Source organism: Metapseudomonas cellulosilytica, from assembly GCF_049334135.1.
Lineage (GTDB): Bacteria > Pseudomonadota > Gammaproteobacteria > Pseudomonadales > Pseudomonadaceae > Metapseudomonas.
Map to the genome: position 1 here is coordinate 140,836 of NZ_JBHZGN010000002.1, position 21,907 is coordinate 162,742.

General features: G+C 65.4%; 19 protein-coding genes. 12 read left to right on the forward strand and 7 right to left on the reverse strand.

Annotation, left to right across the window (positions count from 1 at the left end; all coding sequences use genetic code 11):
• The first annotated feature begins 37 nt into the window (after positions 1-37).
• Both ACFW0H_RS02785 and ACFW0H_RS02790 read left to right on the forward strand, forming a co-directional pair.
• On the forward strand, positions 38-1,243 hold the full coding sequence (locus tag ACFW0H_RS02785) for an aminotransferase class V-fold PLP-dependent enzyme (RefSeq protein ID WP_422912372.1): 1,206 nt from the start codon (positions 38-40) through the stop codon (positions 1,241-1,243).
• Positions 1,240-1,647 (forward strand): SufE family protein, encoded by a 408-nt coding sequence (locus tag ACFW0H_RS02790; protein ID WP_422912373.1) that lies wholly within the window; start codon positions 1,240-1,242, stop codon positions 1,645-1,647. Before ACFW0H_RS02785 ends, ACFW0H_RS02790 begins: the two co-directional genes overlap by 4 nt.
• A gap of 194 nt (positions 1,648-1,841) precedes the next feature.
• Here ACFW0H_RS02790 and tcdA read toward each other — a convergent pair whose 3' ends face one another.
• Complete coding sequence (tcdA, locus tag ACFW0H_RS02795; protein WP_422912374.1) at positions 1,842-2,645, reverse strand: tRNA cyclic N6-threonylcarbamoyladenosine(37) synthase TcdA; 804 nt, start codon at positions 2,643-2,645, stop codon at positions 1,842-1,844.
• Between the two features lie 152 nt (positions 2,646-2,797).
• Here tcdA and ACFW0H_RS02800 point away from each other — a divergent pair, with 152 nt between their 5' ends.
• The 5 genes from ACFW0H_RS02800 (at position 2,798) to ACFW0H_RS02820 (ending at position 9,185) form a co-directional block, all read left to right on the forward strand.
• Complete coding sequence (locus ACFW0H_RS02800; RefSeq protein ID WP_422912375.1) at positions 2,798-3,949, forward strand: iron-containing alcohol dehydrogenase; 1,152 nt, start codon at positions 2,798-2,800, stop codon at positions 3,947-3,949.
• 208 nt (positions 3,950-4,157) lie between these two features.
• Entirely contained in the window at positions 4,158-6,752 is a 2,595-nt protein-coding gene (locus ACFW0H_RS02805; protein WP_422912376.1) for a glycosyltransferase, read from the forward strand.
• 103 nt (positions 6,753-6,855) lie between these two features.
• The gene (dapE, locus tag ACFW0H_RS02810) at positions 6,856-7,998 is read left to right on the forward strand and encodes a succinyl-diaminopimelate desuccinylase (protein WP_422912377.1); all 1,143 of its coding nucleotides are present in this window, start codon (positions 6,856-6,858) and stop codon (positions 7,996-7,998) included.
• Complete coding sequence (locus tag ACFW0H_RS02815; RefSeq protein WP_422912378.1) at positions 7,995-8,801, forward strand: putative RNA methyltransferase; 807 nt, start codon at positions 7,995-7,997, stop codon at positions 8,799-8,801. Before dapE ends, ACFW0H_RS02815 begins: the two co-directional genes overlap by 4 nt.
• 12 nt (positions 8,802-8,813) lie before the next feature.
• Positions 8,814-9,185, forward strand: a complete 372-nt coding sequence (locus ACFW0H_RS02820) for a hypothetical protein (RefSeq protein WP_422912379.1) — start codon at positions 8,814-8,816, stop codon at positions 9,183-9,185.
• Between the two features lie 90 nt (positions 9,186-9,275).
• On the opposite strand, the gene ACFW0H_RS02825 is transcribed toward ACFW0H_RS02820, so the two are convergent.
• The 5 genes from ACFW0H_RS02825 to ACFW0H_RS02845 all read right to left on the reverse strand — a co-directional run bounded on the left by ACFW0H_RS02825 (position 9,276) and on the right by ACFW0H_RS02845 (position 14,306).
• On the reverse strand, positions 9,276-9,485 hold the full coding sequence (locus ACFW0H_RS02825; protein ID WP_004421058.1) for a cold-shock protein: 210 nt from the start codon (positions 9,483-9,485) through the stop codon (positions 9,276-9,278).
• Between the two features lie 328 nt (positions 9,486-9,813).
• Entirely contained in the window at positions 9,814-10,803 is a 990-nt protein-coding gene (locus ACFW0H_RS02830) for a DUF4340 domain-containing protein (RefSeq protein WP_422912380.1), read from the reverse strand.
• A 10-nt stretch (positions 10,804-10,813) separates the two neighbouring features.
• Positions 10,814-12,649, reverse strand: a complete 1,836-nt coding sequence (locus ACFW0H_RS02835; protein ID WP_422912381.1) for a GldG family protein — start codon at positions 12,647-12,649, stop codon at positions 10,814-10,816.
• A 2-nt stretch (positions 12,650-12,651) separates the two neighbouring features.
• A complete protein-coding gene (locus tag ACFW0H_RS02840) occupies positions 12,652-13,386 on the reverse strand; it encodes an ABC transporter permease subunit (protein WP_422912382.1) in 735 nt (244 codons plus the stop codon).
• Complete coding sequence (locus tag ACFW0H_RS02845) at positions 13,383-14,306, reverse strand: ABC transporter ATP-binding protein (RefSeq protein WP_422912383.1); 924 nt, start codon at positions 14,304-14,306, stop codon at positions 13,383-13,385. The genes ACFW0H_RS02840 and ACFW0H_RS02845 overlap by 4 nt, the downstream gene beginning before the upstream one ends.
• A 229-nt stretch (positions 14,307-14,535) precedes the next feature.
• Here ACFW0H_RS02845 and plsB point away from each other — a divergent pair, with 229 nt between their 5' ends.
• The 5 genes from plsB (at position 14,536) to ACFW0H_RS02870 (ending at position 20,059) form a co-directional block, all read left to right on the forward strand.
• On the forward strand, positions 14,536-17,034 hold the full coding sequence (plsB, locus tag ACFW0H_RS02850) for a glycerol-3-phosphate 1-O-acyltransferase PlsB (protein WP_422912384.1): 2,499 nt from the start codon (positions 14,536-14,538) through the stop codon (positions 17,032-17,034).
• 178 nt (positions 17,035-17,212) lie between these two features.
• A complete protein-coding gene (locus ACFW0H_RS02855) occupies positions 17,213-17,479 on the forward strand; it encodes a hypothetical protein (RefSeq protein ID WP_422912385.1) in 267 nt (88 codons plus the stop codon).
• The gene (locus ACFW0H_RS02860) at positions 17,476-18,831 is read left to right on the forward strand and encodes a hypothetical protein (RefSeq protein WP_422912386.1); all 1,356 of its coding nucleotides are present in this window, start codon (positions 17,476-17,478) and stop codon (positions 18,829-18,831) included. The genes ACFW0H_RS02855 and ACFW0H_RS02860 overlap by 4 nt, the downstream gene beginning before the upstream one ends.
• A gap of 122 nt (positions 18,832-18,953) precedes the next feature.
• Positions 18,954-19,352: a YbaY family lipoprotein gene (locus ACFW0H_RS02865; RefSeq protein WP_422912387.1), complete on the forward strand. Its 399-nt coding sequence runs from the start codon at positions 18,954-18,956 to the stop codon at positions 19,350-19,352.
• A gap of 29 nt (positions 19,353-19,381) precedes the next feature.
• A complete protein-coding gene (locus tag ACFW0H_RS02870; protein ID WP_422912388.1) occupies positions 19,382-20,059 on the forward strand; it encodes a DUF4197 domain-containing protein in 678 nt (225 codons plus the stop codon).
• 582 nt (positions 20,060-20,641) lie between these two features.
• On the opposite strand, the gene ACFW0H_RS02875 is transcribed toward ACFW0H_RS02870, so the two are convergent.
• On the reverse strand, positions 20,642-21,799 hold the full coding sequence (locus ACFW0H_RS02875) for an aromatic ring-hydroxylating oxygenase subunit alpha (protein ID WP_422912389.1): 1,158 nt from the start codon (positions 21,797-21,799) through the stop codon (positions 20,642-20,644).
• Between the last annotated feature and the right edge of the window lie 108 nt (positions 21,800-21,907).

Sequence of the window (21,907 nt, forward strand, 5' to 3'; positions counted from 1 at the left end):
TTGCAGCTTGGGGCTTGAGGCTTGAGGCTTGAGGCTTATGGCTCTTGTATCTCCCTGGCGCTCCGATTTCCCTGCCCTCTCCGCCCTCGCGGCGGAGGGGCAGACCTACCTCGACAGCGCTGCCACCTCGCAGAAGCCCCAGGCCGTGCTGGACGCCCTGCTCGGCTACTACGCCAGCGGCGCGGCCAACGTCCATCGTGCCCAGCACCTGCCCGGCGAGCGCGCCACCCGCGCCTTCGAAGGCACCCGCACCCAGGCGGCGCACTGGCTGAATGCCGCCAGCCCGGCGGAAATCCTCTTCACCCGCGGCACAACCGAAGCCATCAACCTGCTGGCCTATGGCCTGGAACACCTGTTCCAGGCCGGTGACGAAATCGTCATCAGCGCCCTGGAACACCACGCCAACCTGCTGCCCTGGCAACAACTGGCCCTGCGCAAGCAGCTCAAGCTGGTGGTGCTGCCGCTGGACGACCGCGGCCTGATCGACCTGGAACAGGCGCGCCGGCTGATCGGCCCACGCACCCGCCTCATGGCGCTGAGTCAGCTGTCCAACGTCCTCGGCCGCTGGCAGCCGCTCACCGATCTGCTGCCCCTGGCCCGCGCCCAAGGCGCGCTGACGGTGGTGGACGGCGCCCAGGGCGCCGTCCACGGCCGCCATGACGTGCAGGCCATGGGCTGCGACTTCTACACCTTCTCCAGTCACAAGCTCTATGGCCCGGACGGCATCGGCGTGCTCTACGGCCGCAGCCAGGCGTTGGCGCTTCTTAAGCACTGGCAGTTCGGCGGCGAGATGGTGCATACCGCCGCCTACCAGACGGCCGACTTCCATGGCGCGCCGCTCGGCTTCGAGGCCGGCACCCCGGCCATCGCCTCGGTGATCGGCCTGGGCGCGGCGCTGGATTACCTCGCCAGCCTGGACGCCGCCGCCGTGGCCGGCCACGAGGCCGCGCTCCACGTCAAATTGCTGGCCGGGCTGACCGCGAGGGATGGCGTGCGCCTGCTCGGCGAACCCGAACTGGCCCTGGCCAGCTTCACGGTCGAGGGTGTGCATAACGCGGACCTCGCCCACCTGCTCACCGAGCAGGGCATCGCCGTGCGCGCCGGTCATCACTGCGCCATGCCGCTGATGCAGACGCTCGGCCTGCAGGGCGCCATCCGCGTCTCCCTGGGCCTGTATAACGACGGCGACGATCTGCAACGCTTCTTCGGCGCCCTGGACAAGGCCCTGGAGCTCTTGCGATGAGTCTGCCGAGCAAGGCGCAGGACGCCCTGGACGCCTTCACCGCCGCCGGTGGCTGGGAACAACGCGCGCGCCTGCTGATGCAGTGGGGTGAAAGACTCGAAGCCCTGGACGACGCAGAACGCAGCGAGGCCAATCGGGTTCACGGCTGCGAAAGCCAGGTCTGGCTGCTGGGCACACGCCAGGGCGAACACTGGCATTTCCGCGCCGCCAGCGACGCCCGGCTGATCCGCGGCCTGCTGGCCGTGCTGCTGGCGCGGGTCAACGGGCTGAATGGCGAAGAACTCGCCGGAATCGACCTGGCCGACTGGTTCAATCAACTGGGCCTGGGACGGCAGTTGTCGCCGTCACGCAGCAATGGCCTGAATGCCGTACTGAAGAAAATGCGCGAGATGGCGGGTGATTGATCCTGGGGCGAATTCATTGGTTAGGTCTGCATCGGGCGTTGGGCTTCGTCCCTCAGCGGAACGTCGCCCGGCCCAACCTGCGATCTCGCCCCAGACGTAGGGTGGATGTCGCTTTTCACATCCACCTGCGGAGCCGGGCCCACCACCGCTGGTGGGTCGATGAAGCGTGACCCACCCTACAAGAGCATGCGGCCCTAGGCGGACACCCGCTCCGACGGCCGCCGCGCCCCGGCCACCAACTTGTCCACAATCCGCGCCGCAGCCACCATGCCGAAGGTGGCGGTAACCATCATCACCGCGCCGAAACCACCGGCGCAGTCCAGCTTGACCCCTTCGCCGACGAAGCTCTTCTGCTGGCACACCGAGCCATCGGGCTTGGGGTAGCGCAGCTGCTCGGTGGAAAACACGCAGGGCACGCTGTAGGTGCGCCCCGGGGTGCGGGAGAAGTTGTAGTCGCGGCGCAGCGTCGAACGCACCTTGGCCGCCAGCGGGTCGTTGAAGGTCTTGTTCAGGTCGGCCACCTGGATCTGCGCCGGATCCACCTGGCCGCCGGCACCGCCGGTGGTGACGATCTGGATCTTGCGCCGCTTGCACCAGGCGATCAGCGCCGCCTTGGCCGCCACGCTGTCGATGCAATCGATCACGGCATCCAGCTCGGGGGTGATGTACTCAGCCATGGTCTCGCGGGTAACGAAGTCGGCCACGGCGTGGACCACGCAGGCCGGGTTGATGGCACGGAGGCGCTCGGCCATCACCTCCACCTTGGCCTTGCCCACGGCGCCTTCGATGGCATGCACCTGGCGGTTGGTATTGGTGATGCAGACATCGTCCAGGTCAAACAGGGAAATCTCGCCCACGCCAGAGCGCGCCAGCGCCTCGGCCGCCCAGGACCCGACGCCACCGATGCCGACCACCGCCACATGGGCCGCCTGCAATCGCGCCAGTCCGTCCAGGCCGTAAAGCCGGGCGATGCCGCCGAAACGTTCGTCTGTACTCATGCCAATCACTCCCATCGCCAACCTTCGGGCGGGCGCGCATTATAGGAAGCGCTATCCCTCGGCCCAAGTCCATCGCCGCTGAATGGTGGCCCATAGATTCGGGCACGGTCCGCCAGGGCTATAGTCGTCCGATAACGACAAGGGAGCCGCTCATGCGCAACTTCACCTTCTACAACCCCACCCGCATCCATTTCGGCGAGGGCCAGATCAGCAAGCTGGCACGGGATATTCCGGCCGGCAGCCGGGTACTGGTGACCCACGGTGGCGGCAGCATCTTCCAGAACGGCGTCTGGCAGCAGGTGGAAGAGGCCCTGGCTGGCCATCAACTGGCGCGCTTCGGCGGCATCGAGGCCAATCCGCAGTTCGACACCCTGGTCAAGGCGTCCCAGCTCGCCAAGACCGAGCGATGCGACTTCATCCTCGCCGTCGGCGGCGGTTCGGTGATCGATGGCAGCAAGTTCATCGCCGCAGCCGCCTGTTACGACGGCGACCCGCTGGACCTGCTCAGCGGCACGCGCATCACCGCCGCCCTGCCGCTGGGCTGCGTGCTGACCCTGGCCGCCACCGGCTCCGAGAGCAATCCCCACGGAGTCGTCACCCATGTCGCCCGCCAGGAGAAGCTGCCCTTCTCCAGCGCCCTGCTCTACCCGCGCTTCGCCATCCTCGACCCGCGCACGACCTTCAGCCTGCCGCCAAGGCAGATCGGCAACGGTGTGGTGGACGCCTTCGTCCACACCATCGAGCAGTACCTGACCTACCCGGCCGATGCGCCGTTGCAGGACCGCTATGCCGAGGGGCTGCTGCTGACCCTTATAGAAGAAGGCCCGAAGGCACTGGCCGATCCCGAGAATTACACGGTGCGTGCCAATCTCATGTGGTGCGCCACCCAGGCGCTGAACGGCCTGCTCGGCTGCGGCGTGCCCCAGGACTGGTCGACCCACATGATCGGCCACGAACTGACCGCCCTCTACCACATCGACCATGCCCAGACCCTGGCCGTGGTGTTGCCGGCGCTGCTGGCCGAGCGCCGCCAGGTCAAACGCGAGAAGCTGCTGCAGTACGCCGCGCGCGTCTGGGGCCTGAAGGACGGGGACGAGGAGCAGCGGATCGACGCCGCCATCAAGGCCACCCGCGACTTCTTCAAGCGCATGGGCGTGCCCACCCGTCTGTCCGAACACGGCCTTGACGCCGATGTGATACCCCAGGTGCTGGCCCAGCTGGAACGCCACGGCATGACCGCATTGAGCGAGCACCGCGACATGGACCTGGGAGTGAGCGAACGCATCCTGTTGAGGGCGCTCTGAGGCTGACGCGGAGCAATCCGAAGCGGCTTTTTGCCACATCAGCAGAACTTCTGCCGTCTCCGACAAACAAACCATCTGGCGGGGACGGCTATCCAGCCTCCCCGACTGGTTGCAATCTATACAGCTGTTGGGCGCCGGGGTAGGATTCGCGCCGACCAGCATGCCGCTGGCCCTACCCTAGTTCCATGCTTCGGAACCCTTGACCTCTATGCCATCGCGTAAATTTGGACTCAACCTGGTGGTCTTCGTGGCAGTCGCCGCGTTGTTCACCGGCATCTGGGCGCTTTACAACCGCCCGGTCACCGCGCCGGACTGGCCGGAACAGATCTCCGGTTATTCCTTCTCGCCGTTCCGCGCGGACCAGAACCCCCAGCAGAACCGCTATCCGACGGACGACCAGATCCGCCAGGACCTCGAGCTGCTGAGCAAGCAGACCGACAGCATCCGGACCTACTCGGTAGACGGAACCCTGGCCGACATCCCGCGCCTGGCCGAAGAGTTCGGCCTGCGGGTGACCCTGGGCATCTGGATCAGCCCGGACGAAGAGCGCAACGAGCGCGAGATCGCCAAGGCCATCGAGATCGCCAACGCCTCCCGCAGCGTGGTGCGCGTGGTGGTGGGCAACGAAGCACTGTTCCGCCGAGAAATCAGCCGCAAGGAACTGATGGGCTATCTGGACCGGGTCCGCGCTGCGGTCAAGGTGCCCGTGACCACCTCCGAGCAGTGGCACATCTGGATCAAATACCCGGAACTGGCCAAGCACGTCGACCTGATCGCCGCCCACGTGCTGCCCTACTGGGAATTCGTACCCATGGAGGACTCCACCGAGTTCGTCCTGGAGCGCGCCAAGGATCTGAAGAAGGCCTTCCCGAAGAAGCCCCTGCTGCTCTCCGAAGTGGGCTGGCCGAGCAACGGCCGCATGCGCGGCGGCGCCGACGCTTCCCAGGCGGACCAGGCCATCTACCTGCGCACCCTGGTCAATGCCCTCAACGCCAAGGGCTACAACTATTTCGTGATCGAAGCCTTCGACCAGCCGTGGAAGGCCAGCGACGAGGGTTCGGTGGGCGCCTATTGGGGCGTCTACAACCTCGAGCGCCAGCCCAAGTTCGCCTTCGAAGGTCCAGTGATCGCCATTCCGCAATGGCGCATCCTGGCGGTGGCCTCGGTGGTCATGGCCCTGCTCGCCCTGGCGCTGATGCTCATCGACGGCAGCGCCCTGCGCCAGCGTGGCCGCACCTTCCTGACCTTCGTCGCCTTCGCCGGCGGCTCGGCCCTGGTGTGGATCGCCTACGACTACAGCCAGCAGTACAGCACCTGGTTCAGCCTGACCGTGGGCATGCTGCTGGGCGTCGGCGCCCTGGGCGTGTTCATCGTGCTGCTGACCGAAGCCCACGAACTGGCCGAGGCGGTCTGGGTGCGCAAGCGCCGCCGTCCGTTCCTGCCAGTTCTGGCCGACAGCGCGTACCGGCCGAAGGTATCGGTGCATGTACCCTGCTACAACGAGCCGCCGGAGATGGTCAAACAGACCCTCGACGCCCTGGCCAACCTCGATTATCCGGACTACGAAGTCCTGATCATCGACAACAACACCAAGGACCCGGCCGTCTGGGAACCGGTGCGTGACTACTGCGAACAGCTGGGTCCGCGCTTCAAGTTCTTCCACGTTGCCCCGCTGGAAGGCTTCAAGGGCGGCGCGCTGAACTACATCCTGCCCTACACCGCTGCGGATGCCGAAGTGGTGGCGGTGATCGACTCCGACTACTGCGTCGACCGCAACTGGTTGAAGTACATGGTTCCGCACTTCGCCGACCCGGAAATCGCCGTGGTGCAGTCGCCCCAGGATTACCGCGACGGCAACGAGAACACCTTCAAGAAGCTCTGCTACGCCGAGTACAAGGGCTTCTTCCACATCGGCATGGTCACCCGTAACGACCGCAACGCCATCATCCAGCACGGCACCATGACCATGATCCGTCGTAGCGTGATGGACGAGCTGAAGTGGGCCGACTGGACCATCTGCGAAGACGCCGAGCTGGGTCTGCGCGTGTTCAAGAGCGGCTATGCAGCAGCTTACGCGCACGAGAGCTTTGGTCGCGGGCTGATGCCTGACACCTTCATCGACTACAAGAAGCAGCGCTTCCGCTGGGCCTACGGCGCCATCCAGATCATGAAGGGTCACGCCCGCAGCCTGTTCCTGGGCAAGGATTCCAAGCTCAAGCAGGGCCAGCGCTACCACTTCATCGCCGGCTGGCTGCCCTGGGTCGCCGATGGCCTGAATATCTTCTTCACCATCGGTGCCCTGCTCTGGTCGGCGGCGATGATCATCGTGCCGCAGCGGGTCGACCCGCCGCTGCTGATCTTCGCCATCCCGCCGCTGGCGCTGTTCTTCTTCAAGGTGGGCAAGATCGTGTTCCTCTACCAGCGTGCGGTGGGGGTCAACCTGAAGGACGCCTTCTGCGCCGCGGTGGCAGGGCTCGCGCTCTCGCACACCATCGCCAAGGCGGTGCTCTATGGTTTCTTCACCAAGAGCATTCCGTTCTTCCGCACGCCGAAGATGCGCAGCAACCATGGCCTGATGATGGCCCTGGCCGAGGCCCGCGAAGAGGTCTTCGTGATGCTTCTGCTATGGGGCGCGGCCATCGGCATCGCCATCGTCCAGGGCCTGCCCAGCGCGGACGTGAAGTTCTGGGTGGCCATGCTGCTGGTGCAGTCGCTGCCTTACCTCGCGGCGCTGATCATGGCCCTGCTCTCCTCCCTGCCCAAGGGCCAGGAAGCGGAGCAGGAGGAAGTCGCCACCGCCTGACGGCGAGCGAAACCCTCAAACGGCGGCCTATGGCCGCCGTTCTTGTTTTAAGATGTCGGCCTTTTCACCCATTCCGTTTCCGCGCTGCTTTCCGGAGCCCTGCATGACCGCCCTGTCCCCCACCCTCGAACTCGCCTGCGACCTCATCCGTCGTCCCTCGGTCACCCCGGTCGACGAAGGCTGCCAGGACCTGATGATGCGCCGGCTGGAAGCCGCGGGCTTCCGCATCGAGCGCATGCGCATCGAGGAAGTGGAAAACTTCTGGGCCATTCGCGGCGGCGAAGGTCCGGTGCTCTGCTTCGCCGGCCACACGGACGTCGTCCCCACCGGCCCGGTGCAGGCCTGGCAGCACCAGCCGTTCGAAGCCCTGATCGACGAACAGGGCATGCTCTGCGGCCGTGGCGCGGCGGACATGAAGGGCAGCCTGGCGGCCATGGTCGTTGCGGTGGAGCGCTTCGTCGCCGAACACCCGCAGCACAAGGGCGCCATTGCCTTCCTCATCACCAGTGACGAAGAAGGCCCGGCCCATCACGGCACCAAGGCCGTGGTCGAGCGCCTGGCCGCCCGTGGCGAGCGCCTCGACTGGTGCATCGTCGGCGAACCCTCGAGCACCTCCCTGGTGGGCGATGTGGTGAAGAACGGCCGCCGTGGTTCCCTCGGCTGCAAGCTCACCGTGCGTGGCGTACAAGGCCACGTGGCCTACCCGCACCTGGCGAAGAACCCGATCCACCTGGCCGCACCGGCCCTGGCGGAGCTCGCCGCCGAGCATTGGGACAACGGCAACGCCTTCTTCCCACCCACCAGCTTCCAGGTGTCCAACGTCAATTCCGGCACCGGCGCCACCAACGTGATCCCCGGCGAACTGGTCGCCGTATTCAACTTCCGCTTTTCCACCGAATCCACGGTGGAAGGCCTGCAGCGCCGGGTCGAGGCCATCCTCGACAAGCACGGCCTGGATTACCACCTGGAATGGGCACTGTCGGGCCTGCCCTTCCTCACCCAGCCGGGTGAGCTGCTGGACGCCGTTTCCGCCAGCATCAAGGCCATCACCGGCCGCGACACCACCCCGTCCACCAGCGGCGGCACGTCCGATGGCCGCTTCATCGCCACCATGGGCACCCAGGTGGTCGAGCTGGGTCCGGTGAACGCCACCATCCACCAGGTGAACGAGCGCGTGCTGGCCAGCGACCTCGACCTGCTGACCGACATCTACCAGCAGACCCTGGTCCGCCTGCTCGCCCAATGAAACTCATCTGCCCCCTCTGCCAGGGCCCGCTGAGCGCCCGCGACCAGGGCCTGGTGTGCCCGGCCAACCACAGCTTCGACCGCGCGCGCCAGGGCTACTACAACCTGCTGCCGGTGCAGCACAAGAAGAGCCGCGATCCGGGCGACAACGCCACCATGGTCGAGGCCCGCCGGCGCTTCCTCGACGGTGGGCATTACGCCCCGCTCGCCGCGCGCTTGGCCGCCCTCGCCGCCGAGCGCGATCCGGAGCGCTGGCTGGATATCGGCTGCGGCGAAGGCTATTACACCGGCCAACTGGCCATGGCGTTACCGGCTACCGATGGCTATGCCCTGGATATTTCACGCGAGGCGGTAAAGCGCGCCTGCCGTCGTGCAGGACAACTGCACTGGCTGGTGGCGAGCATGGCGCGAGTGCCCCTGGAAGATGCCAGCTGCGATCTGCTGGCCAGCGTCTTCAGCCCCCTGGACTGGCAGGAAGCGCTGCGCCTGCTGACGCCCGGCGGTGGCCTGCTGCGCATGGGGCCAACCCGCGAACACCTGCTGGAACTGCGCGAAAAGCTCTATGACGAAGTCCGCGACTACGACGACCAGAAGCACCTGGCGCAGATTCCGGCGGGCATGCGCCTGGCCCACAGCGAGACCCTGAGCTATCGCCTGCACCTGGCCGATGCCGAGGCCCGCACCGACCTCCTGGCCATGACCCCGCACGGCTGGCGCGCCAACGCCGAGCGTCGCGCGGCGGTGATCGCCGAAGCCTTCGAAGTGACGGTGTCCATTCGCTACGATTGGATCGAGAAAATCTAGAGAGCCCTCACCATGCGCCAACCCGATATCGAGATCTACCTCAAGGACGCCGACCAGGAAGCGGTCACCGCCTGGCTCAACGAGGCGCTCGGTCCCTGCACCCCCTGGCAGCAGAAGGGGCAGACGCTCAAGTGCCTGGCCGGTGACATTCCCGTCACCTGGCTGCCCAGGGCCGTGGGCAAGTGGCACAGCCTCTACCTGGAGAGCGACGCCACGCCCTGGGAGGACGATCTGGGTTGTGCCCGCGCGGCCTTCGCGGCCCTCGGAGTGGAAATCCGCTGCGCACCAGGTGGCTGGCAGGAAGCGCAGGGCGAAGAGGACGCCGACCGCTGGATCAAGGTGAACGCGGAAGGCGAGCAGGAAATCATCTGGCGCACCGACTGACGGGGCCTGCGCCCCTGGCGATGATCACGCGGATGCGGGAATCGCAGAAAGCAAAAGGCCCGTCACTGACGGGCCTTTTGTTTTTGAGTCTCAGACCTTGGCGACGTCTTCCGCTTGCAGGCCCTTCTGGCCCTGGATCACGGAAAACTCCACTTTCTGGCCTTCCAGCAGAGAGCGGTGGCCCTCGCCGCGGATAGCGCGGTAGTGAACGAATACGTCAGGACCGCTTTCGCGCTGAATGAAACCATAGCCCTTGGCGTCATTGAACCACTTGACGGTTCCGATCTCACGATCAGCCATTACTGCTCTCTCCAACTCGCAATTTTGTTGTTTACCCCCTTTGCTGGGGGTTTCGACGGTGCGGCAAAGACGTTCTTCTTGTTATATCCAACCCCGGCCGAATCAAGCTTGGAGCGGGTATTTCGAATAGCGTTCTTTTTATGACCGCGACCGGAGTATACGACAAGAGTTCGTACTGAAAAGCACTTTTTTATGACAGTACGGAATGGCCGGCCCACGCGGGCTGGACGCCCTTTTTTGGCTCTTCGGAGGTACAAAATCGGGCATAAGGATAGGCGGGAATGGACTGGCCTTTGTCCGATATCCCGCCTTCCCGCAACAGCGTGCGCTACTTCCCGGCGAGCACGTCCTCGAGTTTCCTGGCCAGTGCCTGATACTGGAACGGCTCGAGCCGATAGGCCCAGTCCAGCTTGCCCGGCACCAGCTCGTCAGCGAGCCGGTCCTTGCCCTTGAGCACCAACCAGGGCTGTCCACCCTGCTCGTAGACCTCGCCGCGCAACTCGCCGCCGTCGAAGGTGGCGAGGCTGAAGGTCAGTATCGGCTTGCCCTTGAACTGCACCTGCGCCAGGGGCGCGTTATCGGCGAACTCCAGGCTGGCGAAGAGGGTCGCCATGCCGTTGGCGGCGGCTTCATAGGCCAATCTCCGCCCCTTGGGCAGCTGCTTGAGCTTGAGGTTGGGCTCCTCCGCCGAATCCCGGTAGACGGTCAGCTGGCTGCCATTGGGATAGGCCACCTCCACCTGCCGAACGCTGGCAAAGGGGATCTCGGCTACCCGGCGATCCAGCCAGTTGAGCTCGGTGGCCGGCATGGGCAGCGGCTGATCGATCAGCCAGACCTGGTTGTCGCCGTACAGGCGCACCAGTTGGCCCTTGCCCTGCTGCGCCGGCTTGCCCACCAGCAGCTCCAGCGGTGGTTCGCTACCACGCTCCAGCTTGATGCGCGCCCCCTGCTCCTCGTCATTGCCCTTGTCGGCCAGGCCGACCCGACCGTGCAGTTCTGGATTCGCGGTCTTGGCCTCTACCTTGTGCGCCTCGGCCAGTGCACGCAGCAGCGTCGCCACCGACTGGCCGGCGGCCGGGTAGTCGGCCTTGGCCGGCAGCACCCAGAGTTCGCCCTTGCGCTCCAGGCGCAGCGCCGGCTGGCCGGGGCGCCGTACGTCCAGTGCGGTAACGCCGGCCAGCCTGCCCTGCAGGCCGGGCAGCAGCGGCTCGCGGACGACTGCCGAGGGTTGCGGCCGCGAGCCGCCCTGCTGGATGTAGTAGGCGGTACCCAGCCCGAGTGCGAGCAAGGCGAGGATGATCAGACCTTTGCGTCCCATGGTCGCTTCCTCAGGCCTGGCGCCGGCGGCGCCAGAGCCACAGGACCAGTACGCCCAGAGTCAGCACCAGCGGCACCAGGGCGATATTGATGAATTTCAGGGTGCGGCCCAGGTCCTCGATGCTGGCGTTGAGCTGGAAGCGCACTTCGCGCAGTTCCTTGCGGATGCGTAGCTTCTCCTGGACGAACTGCTGCAGCGCGGCCTGCTGTTCCGGCGTCAGTTCCAGGGCTTTGGCCGGGTCTTCGCTCTGCTGCAGCGCTGCCAGCTTCTGCTCGGTGTCGGTCAGGCGCTGCTGGAGTAGCTGTTCCTGCTCGCGGAACTTCACCTCGGCGTCGCGCTGGAGCTTCTCCACCACCTCGAAGGGGCGGCTGAAGCGGCCACGGGATCGGACACTGATCAGGGCATCGGAGCCGGCCAGATTGTCCAGGGCGTTGATGGCGAAGCCGGCGTTGTCGGCCCAAGGCTGCGGCACGCGCTGGCCGAAGAAGTCCTGCACCTGCACCCACATGCGGTCGCTCAGCATGTCGGTGTCGGCGACGGCTATCACGTTGATGCTCTCCGCTGACTTGAGACCGTCCTTGCGGCCCTCGATGCCATCGGGAAAGGCCGATTGCGCCGGACCACTGATGCGCGCAGCGACCGCATAGCGCGTACCGGTGGGCTTGAGCTCACGAATCAGCTCCTCGGGATCGGCAAGCATGCCAAAGCGCTGCACGTCGAAGGGCATGGCGTACTCGGAACTCTGGATCAGCGGCACGAAGTGGGTCCTGGCGCCTTCCAGCGGCTTGAGGATACCGGCGGTAGCCAGGGTGATATTCTCCAGGCCGGCGGTGCTCACATCATTCTGGTCGAGGTTGCCCTGGGGCAGGTTGAGCCAGGCCGCGTGGCGCGCTGGCGGCTTATCCTGGCCCATGCTCACCGACATGGCATTGGCGCCATCGCCCAGCACCTTGCCCGGCAGCAATTGCAGGCCCCAGGCCTTGAACAGGGAGTCCAGGTCGGAGGACCTGTCACCACCCGGCTCGCCGGGCATTTCCATGCCGCTGTCGGCTTCGCTCCAGGGGTCGACGAAAGCCAGCAGCTTGCCGCCGCGCAGGACGAACTGGTCGATGGCGTACTGGGTCTGCTGCGACAGGTTTTTCGGATGGACCAGCAGCAGCACCGAGACCTTTTCGGGAATCTGGTCGATATCGCCCTTCAGGCTCTCGATCTGGAACAGCTGGCGGATTTCCTCCATGACCATCCAGGGCGGCGTCGGCTGCCGGCTGGCCATGTCGAACCCGCCATTGAGCTGCAGCCCGGAGAGCACGCCCACCACCGGCCGCTCCGGCTTGGCCAGGCTCTGCACCAGGCGGCTGACCTCGTACTCGAGGAACTCCTCCTGGTCCAGCGGGAAGAACGGGATGATCTGGGTGTCGTCGACACTGTTGGTGCCGGCCAGGCCGAAGTAGACCTGGGCGCCGCCCTGCTCCAGCGGGATCGCCTGCAGGCCGAACTCGGCGGCCTTGTCCTCGTCTTCGGAGAAGGGCTCGGGATCGACGATCTGCAGCTTGATCTTGCCGCTGGCGGCGCGCTCGTAGGCCTTCAGCATCTCTTCCACACGCCGCGCGTAGTTGCGCAATACCACCAGGTCCTTGGCAGACTTGTCGGAGTAGAAGAAGTAGAGGTTGATGGGCTCGTCGATCTCGCCGAGGATTTTCTTCGTCCCACCGGAGATGGTGTAGAGCTTCTGCTCGGTGAGGTCGACCCGGGCGTTGGTCAGGGTCAGTCCGGCGAGCATGTTGAACGCCAGGAATGCCAGGGCGATGAGCAGCAGCCCGGCACCGGAATACATCAGTCTTTTCATCTTCAGTCGGCCTTCTTCAGATCGACCACCACGGCGGTGGCGGCCAGCCAGGCGGCGATCAGGGTGACGAAATAGAGCAGGTCACGCAGGTCGATCACACCCTTGCTGATGGCATCGAAACGGGTCAGGAAGCTCAGCGACGCCACGGCGTCCAGCAGCCATTGCGGGGCCCAGGCGCTGAAGGCGTCCAGTACCAGCGGGAAACCGCTGACGATGAACAGGAAGCACACGCTGACGGCGAGGATGAAGGCGATCACCTGGTTCTTGGCCAATGCCGACATGCACGAACCTATGGCGAGGAAAGCCCCCGCCAACAGCCAGCTGCCGATGTAGCCGGTGATGATGGCACCGTTGTCCGGCTCGCCCAGGTAGTTGACCGTAAGCACCATGGGAAAGGTCAGCAGCAGCGCCAGCCCGGCGAAGGCCCAGGCGGCGAGGAACTTGCCCGTGACCGCCTCGAAACGGGTGATGGGCAGGGTCATCAGCAGCTCGATGGAGCCGGACTTGCGCTCTTCGGCCCAGAGGCGCATGGCGATGGCCGGCACCAGGAAGAGGTAGAGCCAGGGATGGAAGTTGAAGAAGGGGGCCAGGCTGGCCTGGCCGCTTTCATAGAAGCCGCCCAGGTAGAAGGTGAACACCCCGGATAGCACCAGGAAGATCACGATGAACACATAGGCCAGCGGAGTGGCGAAGTAGCTCGCCAGCTCGCGTTTGAAAATCACCGGCAACTGCCTCATGCCGCTTCTCCCCGGGTCAGTCGGCGGAATACTTCATCGAGTCGGCCGCGCTCCACGTCCAGCTCCTTCACTTTCCAGCCGCGGGCGTGGATCAACTGGTTCACCTGCGGGAAGATCACCTCACCCGGCTTGGCGAGGATGGTCAGGCCACCCTGAATGCCGTTCTCCTCGATGCCGGCAACGCCCGGCAGCACCGCCAGGGCCAGCATGTCCAGCGGCTCGTCCGCCACCAGGGTCACCGCCTGGTGATAGCGCGAGCGGCTTTCCAGCTCGAAGGGCGTGCCGTCGGCCACCACCTTGCCGGAGGCGATCACCAGGGCGCGGGTGCAGACCGCCGTCACCTCTTCGAGGATGTGGGTGGAGATGATCACGATCTTGTCGCGGGCCAGGCTCTGGATCAGCTGGCGTACCTGATGCTTCTGGTTCGGGTCGAGGCCGTCGGTGGGCTCGTCGAGGATCAGCACACGGGGATCGTGCAGGATCGCCTGAGCCAGGCCGACCCGGCGCTTGAAGCCCTTGGAAAGCGTCTCGATGGACTGGCCGAGGACATGCTCCAGTTCCACCTGCGCCACCGCGTGGGACACCCGCTGTTTCTTCTCGGCGCCGCGAAAGCCACGGACCTCGGCAATGAACTCGAGGAAGCTGCGAACCGTCATGTCGCCGTAGCAGGGTGCGCCCTCCGGCAGGTAGCCGATCTCCCGCTGGGCCTTGAGGGTCTGGGTCTGGATGTCGAAACCGAAAATGCTCGCGCTGCCAGAAGTCGGCGCGAGGAAGCCGGTGAGCATCTTCATGGTGGTGGATTTGCCCGCGCCGTTGGGGCCGAGGAACCCCAGCACCTCCCCGGGTGCGACACGGAAGGACAGGTTGTCCACGGCTGTGTGCTGCGCAAAGCGCTTGGTCAGATTGGTTATCTCGATCATGGCCTTAGTTCCGAAGGGAACAGCCCCTGGCCATGCTGGCCACCGGGGCCTTGCAAAATGCTGGCGGACTATAAGGAGTCATCCGACGGCATTGCAATACGGCCAATTGTGCGACTGGTTGCAGGATAAATCGCGCAAATGTGACAGCCCGAGCCTTTTTGCGACCCGGAAGCGAATGCGGCAAACTAGCCGCCCCGAGCAATCGCTCGTTCCACAGCCTTGCCGCACCATGACCCGCTCCCCCCTTCGCCGCCTTGCCTTCGGCACCCTGCGCCGCCTGCTCTATCTGTGGGTACGTTCGGAAACCATCAACCAGTCCGCCCTCACCCTCAAGCTCGACCGCAGCAAGCCGGTGTTCTACGTGCTGCAGCAACCGTCGGCCAGCGACCTGGCGGTGGTCGACCGGGAATGCACCAAAGCCGCCCTGCCGCGCCCGGTGCTTCCCGTGGCGGTGGGCGACCTGCTGGAGCCGGCCGCCTTCTTCTACCTGACGCCGGAGCCCGGCTGGCTGGGTGGCCAGGACAAGCGCGGCGCATCGCCCACCCTGGTGCGGGTATTGAACGCCCTCCAGCAGCACGCGGTGGAGGACGCGCAAATCATCCCGGTGACGGTGTTCTGGGGCCAGTCGCCCGATCGCGAGACCAGTCCCTGGAAACTGCTGTTCGCCGACAGTTGGGCGGTGACCGGTCGCCTGCGCAAGCTGGTCAGCATCCTGATCCTCGGGCGCAAGACCCGCGTGCAGTTTTCCGCCCCCATCCATCTGCGTGCACTGGTGGAACAGGACAAGGGGCCGGAACGCACCCTGCGCATGGTCAACCGCATCCTGCGGGTGCACTTCCGCAACCAGAAGACCGCGGTCATAGGCCCCGACCTGTCCCACCGCCGCAATCTGGTGAAAGGGCTGGTACGCGGCCCGCTGGTGCGCCAGGCCATAGCCGAGGAAGCCGAGCGCGAAAAGGTCAGCCTGGCCACGGCCGAGGCCCAGGCGCTGAAGTACGGCAACGAGATCGCCTCCGACTATGCCTACACCGCCATCCGTTTCCTCGAAGTGGTGTTGTCCTGGTTCTGGAACAAGCTCTATGAAGGCATCAAGGTCAACCATATCGAGGGCGTGCAGGAGATCGTCCATGGTCACGAGGTCATCTACGTGCCCTGCCACCGCAGCCATATCGACTACCTGCTGCTGTCCTACCTGCTGTTTCGCAATGGCCTGACGCCGCCGCACATCGCTGCCGGCATCAACCTCAACATGCCGGTGATCGGCGGTCTGCTGCGCCGTGGCGGCGCATTCTTCATGCGCCGCACCTTCAAGGGCAATCCGCTCTACACGGCGGTGTTCAACGAATACCTGCACACCCTGTTCAGCCGCGGTTTCCCGGTGGAGTACTTCGTCGAGGGTGGCCGCTCGCGCACCGGGCGCATGCTCCATCCGAAAACCGGCATGCTCGCCATCACCCTGCGCAGCTTCCTGCGCTCCTCGCGCCTGCCCATCGTCTTCGTGCCGGTGTACATCGGCTACGAGCGCGTGCTGGAAGGCCGCACCTACCTGGGCGAACTGCGCGGGGCGAGCAAGAAGAAGGAATCAATCTTCGACCTGTTCAAGGTCATCGGTGCCCTGAAGCTGCGCTTCGGCCAGGTGGCGGTGAACTTCGGCGAACCGATCAAGCTGGCCGAGTTCCTCGACCAACAGCAGCCGGAGTGGCGCGCCGAGGATCTGGGCCCGCAATTCCGCCCGGCCTGGCTCAACGACGCCACCAACCGGCTGGCCGTACGCATCGCCCGCCACCTCAACGACGCGGCGGCGATCAACCCGGTCAACCTGGTGGCCCTGGCGCTGCTTTCCACCAGCCGCCTCGCCCTGGACGAGCGCGCCCTGACCCGCGTGCTCGACCTCTACCTGGCCCTGCTCCGCGCCGTGCCCTACTCGCCCCACGCCACCCTGCCGGAAGGCGATGGCCAGGCACTGATCCAGTACGTGCAGAGCATGGGCCTGCTGGCCGAGCAGAAGGACGCCCTGGGCAAGATCCTCTTCCTGGACGAGCAGAACGCCGTCCTCATGACCTACTACCGCAACAACGTGCTCCATGTGTTCGCCCTGCCGGCCCTGCTGGCCTGCTTCTTCCAGAGCAGCTCGCGGATGAGCCGGGCGCAGATCCTGCGATATACCCGCGCGCTCTACCCGTACCTGCAGGCCGAGCTGTTCATCCGCTGGGACGCCAGCGAGCTGGAGGGCGTGGTCGATCAGTGGCTGGCCGCCTTCGTCGAGCAGGACCTGCTGAAGGTGGAGGGCGACGTCTACCTGCGCCCGGCGCCCAGCTCGCGGCAATTCGTATTGCTGACCCTGCTGGCCCGCGCCATCGTCCAGACCCTGCAGCGCTTCTACATGGCCATCGCCCTGCTGCTCAACGCCGGGCAGCACCAGCTGAGCGCGGAAGAGCTGGAAGACCTTTGCACCGTGATGGCCCAGCGCCTGTCGATCCTCCATGGCCTGAACGCCCCGGAGTTCTTCGACAAGAGCCTGTTCCGCCACTTCATCCAGACCTTGCTGGACCTGCGCGTGCTGCGCCGCAACGAAACCGGCAAGCTCGGCTACCACGAGCTGCTCGGCGAGTTGGCCGAAGGCGCGGCCAAACGCGTGCTGCCTGCGGAAATCCGCCTGTCCATCCGTCAGGTGGCCTTCGACCGCCAGGCCGAGGCCGAACCGGAAAACCCGGTGGAGGCCGGCTGAGCCATCCCCCGCCAGGCCCCGACGGGCCTGGCGTCTCCCTCCTCCCCTTTCAAGACCGTTCCCACAAAACTACCGGACAACTCCCGACAGGTTTGCCCCGGCCCCCTCCGTACCATTCGCCGTTGCACTGCCTCGGTCATCCGAGCGCACTTCTGCCCCGAACACGGAAGACCCATCCATGCTGCTGAGAACCATCACTGTCGAGAACGAAGCCCGGGAAGCGGTCAACGCCGTTGTCCTGTGCAGCTTTGCCATCCCCCGCATCGACCGCAATATCCTCGTCTACACCCTCAACGAAGACGGTCGCCACGGCACCTCCAAGGTGTACGTCGCCAGCGCGGTTCCCCATGAGGCCGGCTACCGGCTCGAGCGGCTGGAGTCGAGGCAGGCCTGGCAGTACGCGGTGCAGGTGCTGAAACAGATCACCAAAGGGGACGAACAGTGAGCGGATCGGAAAAGCTGGACTTCCACTTCATCGATCTCAAGGGCGAGATCACCGGCCAGGGCGAGAAGCCTGCCGCGGCCAGCGACCACCACAACCTGTCGATCAACAGGGCCTCGGTGAACAAGCTGATCGCCACCCGTGAAAGCAAGAATACCGGCGCCCCCCTGCCCGCCGCCCTGTCACTGCCGGCGGACGACCCCGCAACGAGGGAGGAAGCGCTCCCCCCGAGCGACGACCAGGCTTGCGCCATGGAGTCCAGCGAGCCCACGTCCCCTGACCTGAAAGCCCTGGCCGCCGAAATCGGAGAGGCCACCCGCGAGCAGGAGGCAGGCGACGTTTCGCAACGGCACGAGGCCGAGTCGGCCAACGGAGCGGAGGAAGCGCCGGCGGTAACCGTCGCCGAGAAGCAGGCGCAAACCTGGCAGGGGCCGCACACCTTCATCAGTGGCCTGGCCCTGGGCGCGGACTTCAGCCTGCCGTCGTCGCCGAACGTGGAAACCCTGGAAGCCAGGGTGCCCGAGCCCGCACAGGGCATCCCGGAAGAAGCCACTGAGGCGATCGCGGTGGATGCCGGCAACCATGAAGCAGCCCCTGCAACGGAATCCGCAAGCGAGGTCCAACCGGACCCCGTGGACGTCTTGAAGCTGAGCGCCCTCACCCGTGCAGCGGGGCCTGAGCCCCAGGCAGCCGAGGTAGTGCCAGTGCCGGAATTCGCGGAAGGCCCCGAGGCAGAGCAGCAGCACCTGCCGCAACCTTCCCTCGGCCCCTCCCTCGCCAGTGATACCGACAATGTCCTGAACGACGTGCAGAGCACCCTCAACTCCCTGGCCGACATGGCCACGGGGCTGACCCAGCAGAAACTGGAAGCGGTGAAACAGCAGGAAAGCCTGGACCAGCGCAAGTTGCAGCTCCACGAGAGGGAACGGGTGCTGGCCGACAAGGAAGAACAACTGCGCCTGCTGGAAGCCCGCCTGACCCGCGAAGTCTCCAACCTCGAGCGCAATGCCGAAGACAATGCCCGCGCCCTGGCCGAGCGCAGCGCCGCTCTCAAGGCCCTGGCCGAGAGCGTCGAGGCCCGCGACCGCAGCACCGCCAAGTTCGCCGAGACCCTGCGCCTGGAGAAGCAGCGCAACGACGAGTTGACCGAGACCCTGGCCTGCCGCGCCGAGGCCCTGGATGAGCGCGACGCCGCTCTGAACCGCAAGGACGAGGAACTGGCGGAAAAACTCAAGCAGCTGATCGGCGCCAAGGATCGTTTCCGCGCCCTGGTCAAGACGTTCAACGAGACGGTGCAGTTCAACAACACCCTCAACGCCATCTCCAGCACCACGCTGGACGACACGGCGCGCTGACCCCACGCGCGCCCCATACCGGGGCGCGGTCTTTTACCGCCTTGCTTGACCTGGCGCCAGGCTTTCAAAGAGCCCGGCTTCTATAGTGGGGCTGATCACCCCATCACGAGTCCGAGGTCCCGATGAAGGCCCTGCCCCTGATCCTCTCCAGCAGCCTGCTCGCCGCCTGCGCCAGCCAACCTGCAAACGAAATCCGCCCCCTGGAAGGCGAAGTCTTCTACCTGCAGCGCATCGCCCTGCCGCCCTCGGCCACGCTCAGCGTCAGCCTTCAGGACGTGTCCCTGGCCGACGCCCCGGCCGTGGAACTGGCCCGTCAGCAAGGCCCGGTCAAGGGGCAGATACCGCTGACCTTCCGCCTCGACTATGACCCGGCCAAGGTGCGACCGAACCACAGCTACTCGGTGAGTGCCCGCATCGAACTGGACGGCAAGTTGATGTTCATCAGCACCGAGCGGCACTCGGTTAAACTCGACGGCTCCGACCCGCAGCCGCTGCGTATCAGGGTCGATCCCGTTCGCTAGACGAACTCCACCGCAACAAGGATGCCGCCATGCTTCGAATCACCGCCCTCTTTGCCGGCCTCGCCCTGTCCGCCAGCGCCTTCGCCCTGTCCATCGCCGACCTCAGCCAGCAGGACGCCAGCGGTGGCCTGAAGGACGCCCTGACCCAGGGCGCCAAGGTTGCCGTGCAGCAACTCGGCAAACCCGGCGGCTTCAATGACAACCCGCAAGTGCGCATCGAACTGCCGGGCAAACTCGGCAAGGCGGCCAAGACCATGAAGATGATGGGCATGGGTGCCCAGGTCGAACAGCTGGAAACCACCATGAACGCAGCGGCCGAGGCCGCCGTGCCCCAGGCCCAGGCACTGCTGGTGGATGCGGTGAAGAAAATGACGGTGCAGGACGCCAAGGGCATCCTCGCCGGTCCGGACGACGCCGCCACCCAGTACCTGAACAAGAGCAGCCGTGAGCAGTTGCGCGCGAAGTTCCTGCCTATCGTCAAGCAGGCCACTGACAAGGTGGGCCTGGCGCAGCAGTACAACAGCTTCGCCGGCCAGGCCGCCAGCTTCGGCGTGGTGGATGCCAAGAGCGCCAATATCGAGAACTACGTGACCGAGGAAGCCCTCGACGGCCTGTTCAAGCTGATCGCCGAGCAGGAAGCCAACATCCGCCAGAACCCGGCGGGTGCGGCCACCGGTCTGGCGAAGAAGGTGTTCGGGGCGCTTTGAGGGGCGCCCGTTGTAAAAGGCCCGGCTTGATGCCGGGCTTTTTTGTGAGAACTGGCCTCGGATTGGCAAGATTGTGTGATGGCGCTCGATTGGCTTCGCACGGCTGGCGGCCTCCCTCACCCCCGGCCCCTCTCCCAGAGGTAGAGGGGTGACTCGCGCCTGCAATGGACAAACAAACCTGAAGCAACCAGCGGCCTGAAATGAAACAGAAGAGGTGAGGCAAGGACCCCGCCCCGTCAGGAGGCAGAGTGAAATCGCTGTGAAACGAAGTGCAGCGGAGTAACAGCCGCAGGCTGGCCCGAAGGGCGAGCGTAGCGAGTCAAGGGGATGAGCGGCATGGATGCCGCGAGAGGCGCGCAGGGCCATGGATGGCCCTTCGCGCCGTGCCCCTGGAACAGCGATTGAGCGAGGGAACCCGGCGAAGCCGGGCCGGATGTAGGGGCAAGCGTTTTGCTTCCTTTTGGGCGACTGCAAAAGGGAGTCGCCCGGGAGGGCGAAACAGAGACTTAAAGCCCACTCGACAAGGAACTGGACTAACGAACAAGAAGCCCTCTCACACCGGATTGCCAATCCGTTATGCCCTCACCTCTCCACAATCTCCACCCACCTATCCCCCAACGCCTCATCCAGCCCCTGGTGAAACCACCTCAGCGCCTGCTCGAAACGCCCATGCCAGAGCAGGTCGCTGGCACCGGCCTGAATCCCCACCTGCACCCGCGCGGCCATGGCGAAATCCTCCTCCAGGGCCGAATAGAGGATCTCGTTGTTCTTCTCGAAATAGCGCAGCGCTTTCTCCGTGGCCGGCTCCTCCGGCAACAGGGTATGACCGAGCACGCGGGTGGCCAGCGGACCATCGGGAAACACGGTGGAAAAGTCGATATGGTCCGGCTCCACCAGCACCAGGGTATTGGGCCAGAGGAAGTACAGCAGGTTGCCGTGGCGGCGCAGGTTCCAGTCGCGCTCGGGCTGGTCGAGGACTTCCCGCAGGTTGCGCTTCACGTAGTAGTTGCGGATATGCCGGCCGAAGCGCTCGAACAGGCCCAGGTTGGGCCAGAACAGGTGGTCGATGGTGGCCTGGTGGGCGCGGGCCACATGGTAGTTTTCCAGGAAGGTGTCGATAGTCAGCTTCCAGTTCACCGGCCGACGAATGTCCTGGGGATCGAAGACCACGTGGTCGTCCAGGGCGAAGCTGTCGAAGTCGGCGAGGATCTGCTCGCCGAAGAAGGCCTCCATGTCCAATGCAGGCCCGGGCGAGTGGCGCGCCCAGACGGCGCCGAAGCGCTCGGCCACGGGCACCTCGGTAAGGTTCAGGCAGGCCCGGTCAATGCCCTCGAATCCATAGCCATGGGGAATGCCGCGCAACTGCCCATCCGGGTTGTAGGCCCAGGCGTGGTAAGGACAGACGAACACCCGGTTGCGCCCGCTGGCCTCGGCCACCAGTTGGGTGCCCCGGTGTTTGCAGGCATTGAGGAAGCCCCGCAGCCGGCCCTGCTCATCACGGGTCAGCAGCAGCGGCGACAGCAGGTCACGGGTGATGAAATGGCCCGGGGAGATTTCGCCGGAGCGCGCCACCAGCAGCGGTTCGCGACGCAGTACTTCATCCCGTTCGCGGCGGTAGCGGGGCTCGTTGAGGTAGGCCTCCACCGGCAAGGAGGAAGGCGTCTCGACGCAATCAGAAACGCCCCGCTCCACCAGGGCCAGGGTTCGCTTGAGCAATTCCACCTGGGTCGCGTGCTGCATGGTCACCTCTTGTTTTTCTGCCGTTCGGTGATGCGTGCGGCCAGTCTCCGTCCGGACGCGGACAGTGCCAAGGGGACTGGAGGAAGTGGCTTAGTGATTGGCGGAAAC

What these genes read in the sequence shown, in the direction of transcription:
- ACFW0H_RS02835 (WP_422912381.1), bottom strand. Translation starts at nt 12,649, where the DNA reads ATGAAAAGACTGATGTATTCCGGTGCCGGGCTGCTGCTCATCGCCCTG.
- ACFW0H_RS02825 (WP_004421058.1), bottom strand. Translation starts at nt 9,485, where the DNA reads ATGGCTGATCGTGAGATCGGAACCGTCAAGTGGTTCAATGACGCCAAG.
- ACFW0H_RS02845 (WP_422912383.1), bottom strand. Translation starts at nt 14,306, where the DNA reads ATGATCGAGATAACCAATCTGACCAAGCGCTTTGCGCAGCACACAGCC.
- ACFW0H_RS02790 (WP_422912373.1), top strand. Translation starts at nt 1,240, where the DNA reads ATGAGTCTGCCGAGCAAGGCGCAGGACGCCCTGGACGCCTTCACCGCC.
- ACFW0H_RS02785 (WP_422912372.1), top strand. Translation starts at nt 38, where the DNA reads ATGGCTCTTGTATCTCCCTGGCGCTCCGATTTCCCTGCCCTCTCCGCC.
- tcdA (WP_422912374.1), bottom strand. Translation starts at nt 2,645, where the DNA reads ATGAGTACAGACGAACGTTTCGGCGGCATCGCCCGGCTTTACGGCCTG.
- ACFW0H_RS02840 (WP_422912382.1), bottom strand. Translation starts at nt 13,386, where the DNA reads ATGAGGCAGTTGCCGGTGATTTTCAAACGCGAGCTGGCGAGCTACTTC.
- ACFW0H_RS02855 (WP_422912385.1), top strand. Translation starts at nt 17,213, where the DNA reads ATGCTGCTGAGAACCATCACTGTCGAGAACGAAGCCCGGGAAGCGGTC.
- dapE (WP_422912377.1), top strand. Translation starts at nt 6,856, where the DNA reads ATGACCGCCCTGTCCCCCACCCTCGAACTCGCCTGCGACCTCATCCGT.
- ACFW0H_RS02870 (WP_422912388.1), top strand. Translation starts at nt 19,382, where the DNA reads ATGCTTCGAATCACCGCCCTCTTTGCCGGCCTCGCCCTGTCCGCCAGC.
- ACFW0H_RS02875 (WP_422912389.1), bottom strand. Translation starts at nt 21,799, where the DNA reads ATGCAGCACGCGACCCAGGTGGAATTGCTCAAGCGAACCCTGGCCCTG.
- ACFW0H_RS02820 (WP_422912379.1), top strand. Translation starts at nt 8,814, where the DNA reads ATGCGCCAACCCGATATCGAGATCTACCTCAAGGACGCCGACCAGGAA.
- ACFW0H_RS02805 (WP_422912376.1), top strand. Translation starts at nt 4,158, where the DNA reads ATGCCATCGCGTAAATTTGGACTCAACCTGGTGGTCTTCGTGGCAGTC.
- ACFW0H_RS02865 (WP_422912387.1), top strand. Translation starts at nt 18,954, where the DNA reads ATGAAGGCCCTGCCCCTGATCCTCTCCAGCAGCCTGCTCGCCGCCTGC.
- ACFW0H_RS02830 (WP_422912380.1), bottom strand. Translation starts at nt 10,803, where the DNA reads ATGGGACGCAAAGGTCTGATCATCCTCGCCTTGCTCGCACTCGGGCTG.
- plsB (WP_422912384.1), top strand. Translation starts at nt 14,536, where the DNA reads ATGACCCGCTCCCCCCTTCGCCGCCTTGCCTTCGGCACCCTGCGCCGC.
- ACFW0H_RS02800 (WP_422912375.1), top strand. Translation starts at nt 2,798, where the DNA reads ATGCGCAACTTCACCTTCTACAACCCCACCCGCATCCATTTCGGCGAG.
- ACFW0H_RS02815 (WP_422912378.1), top strand. Translation starts at nt 7,995, where the DNA reads ATGAAACTCATCTGCCCCCTCTGCCAGGGCCCGCTGAGCGCCCGCGAC.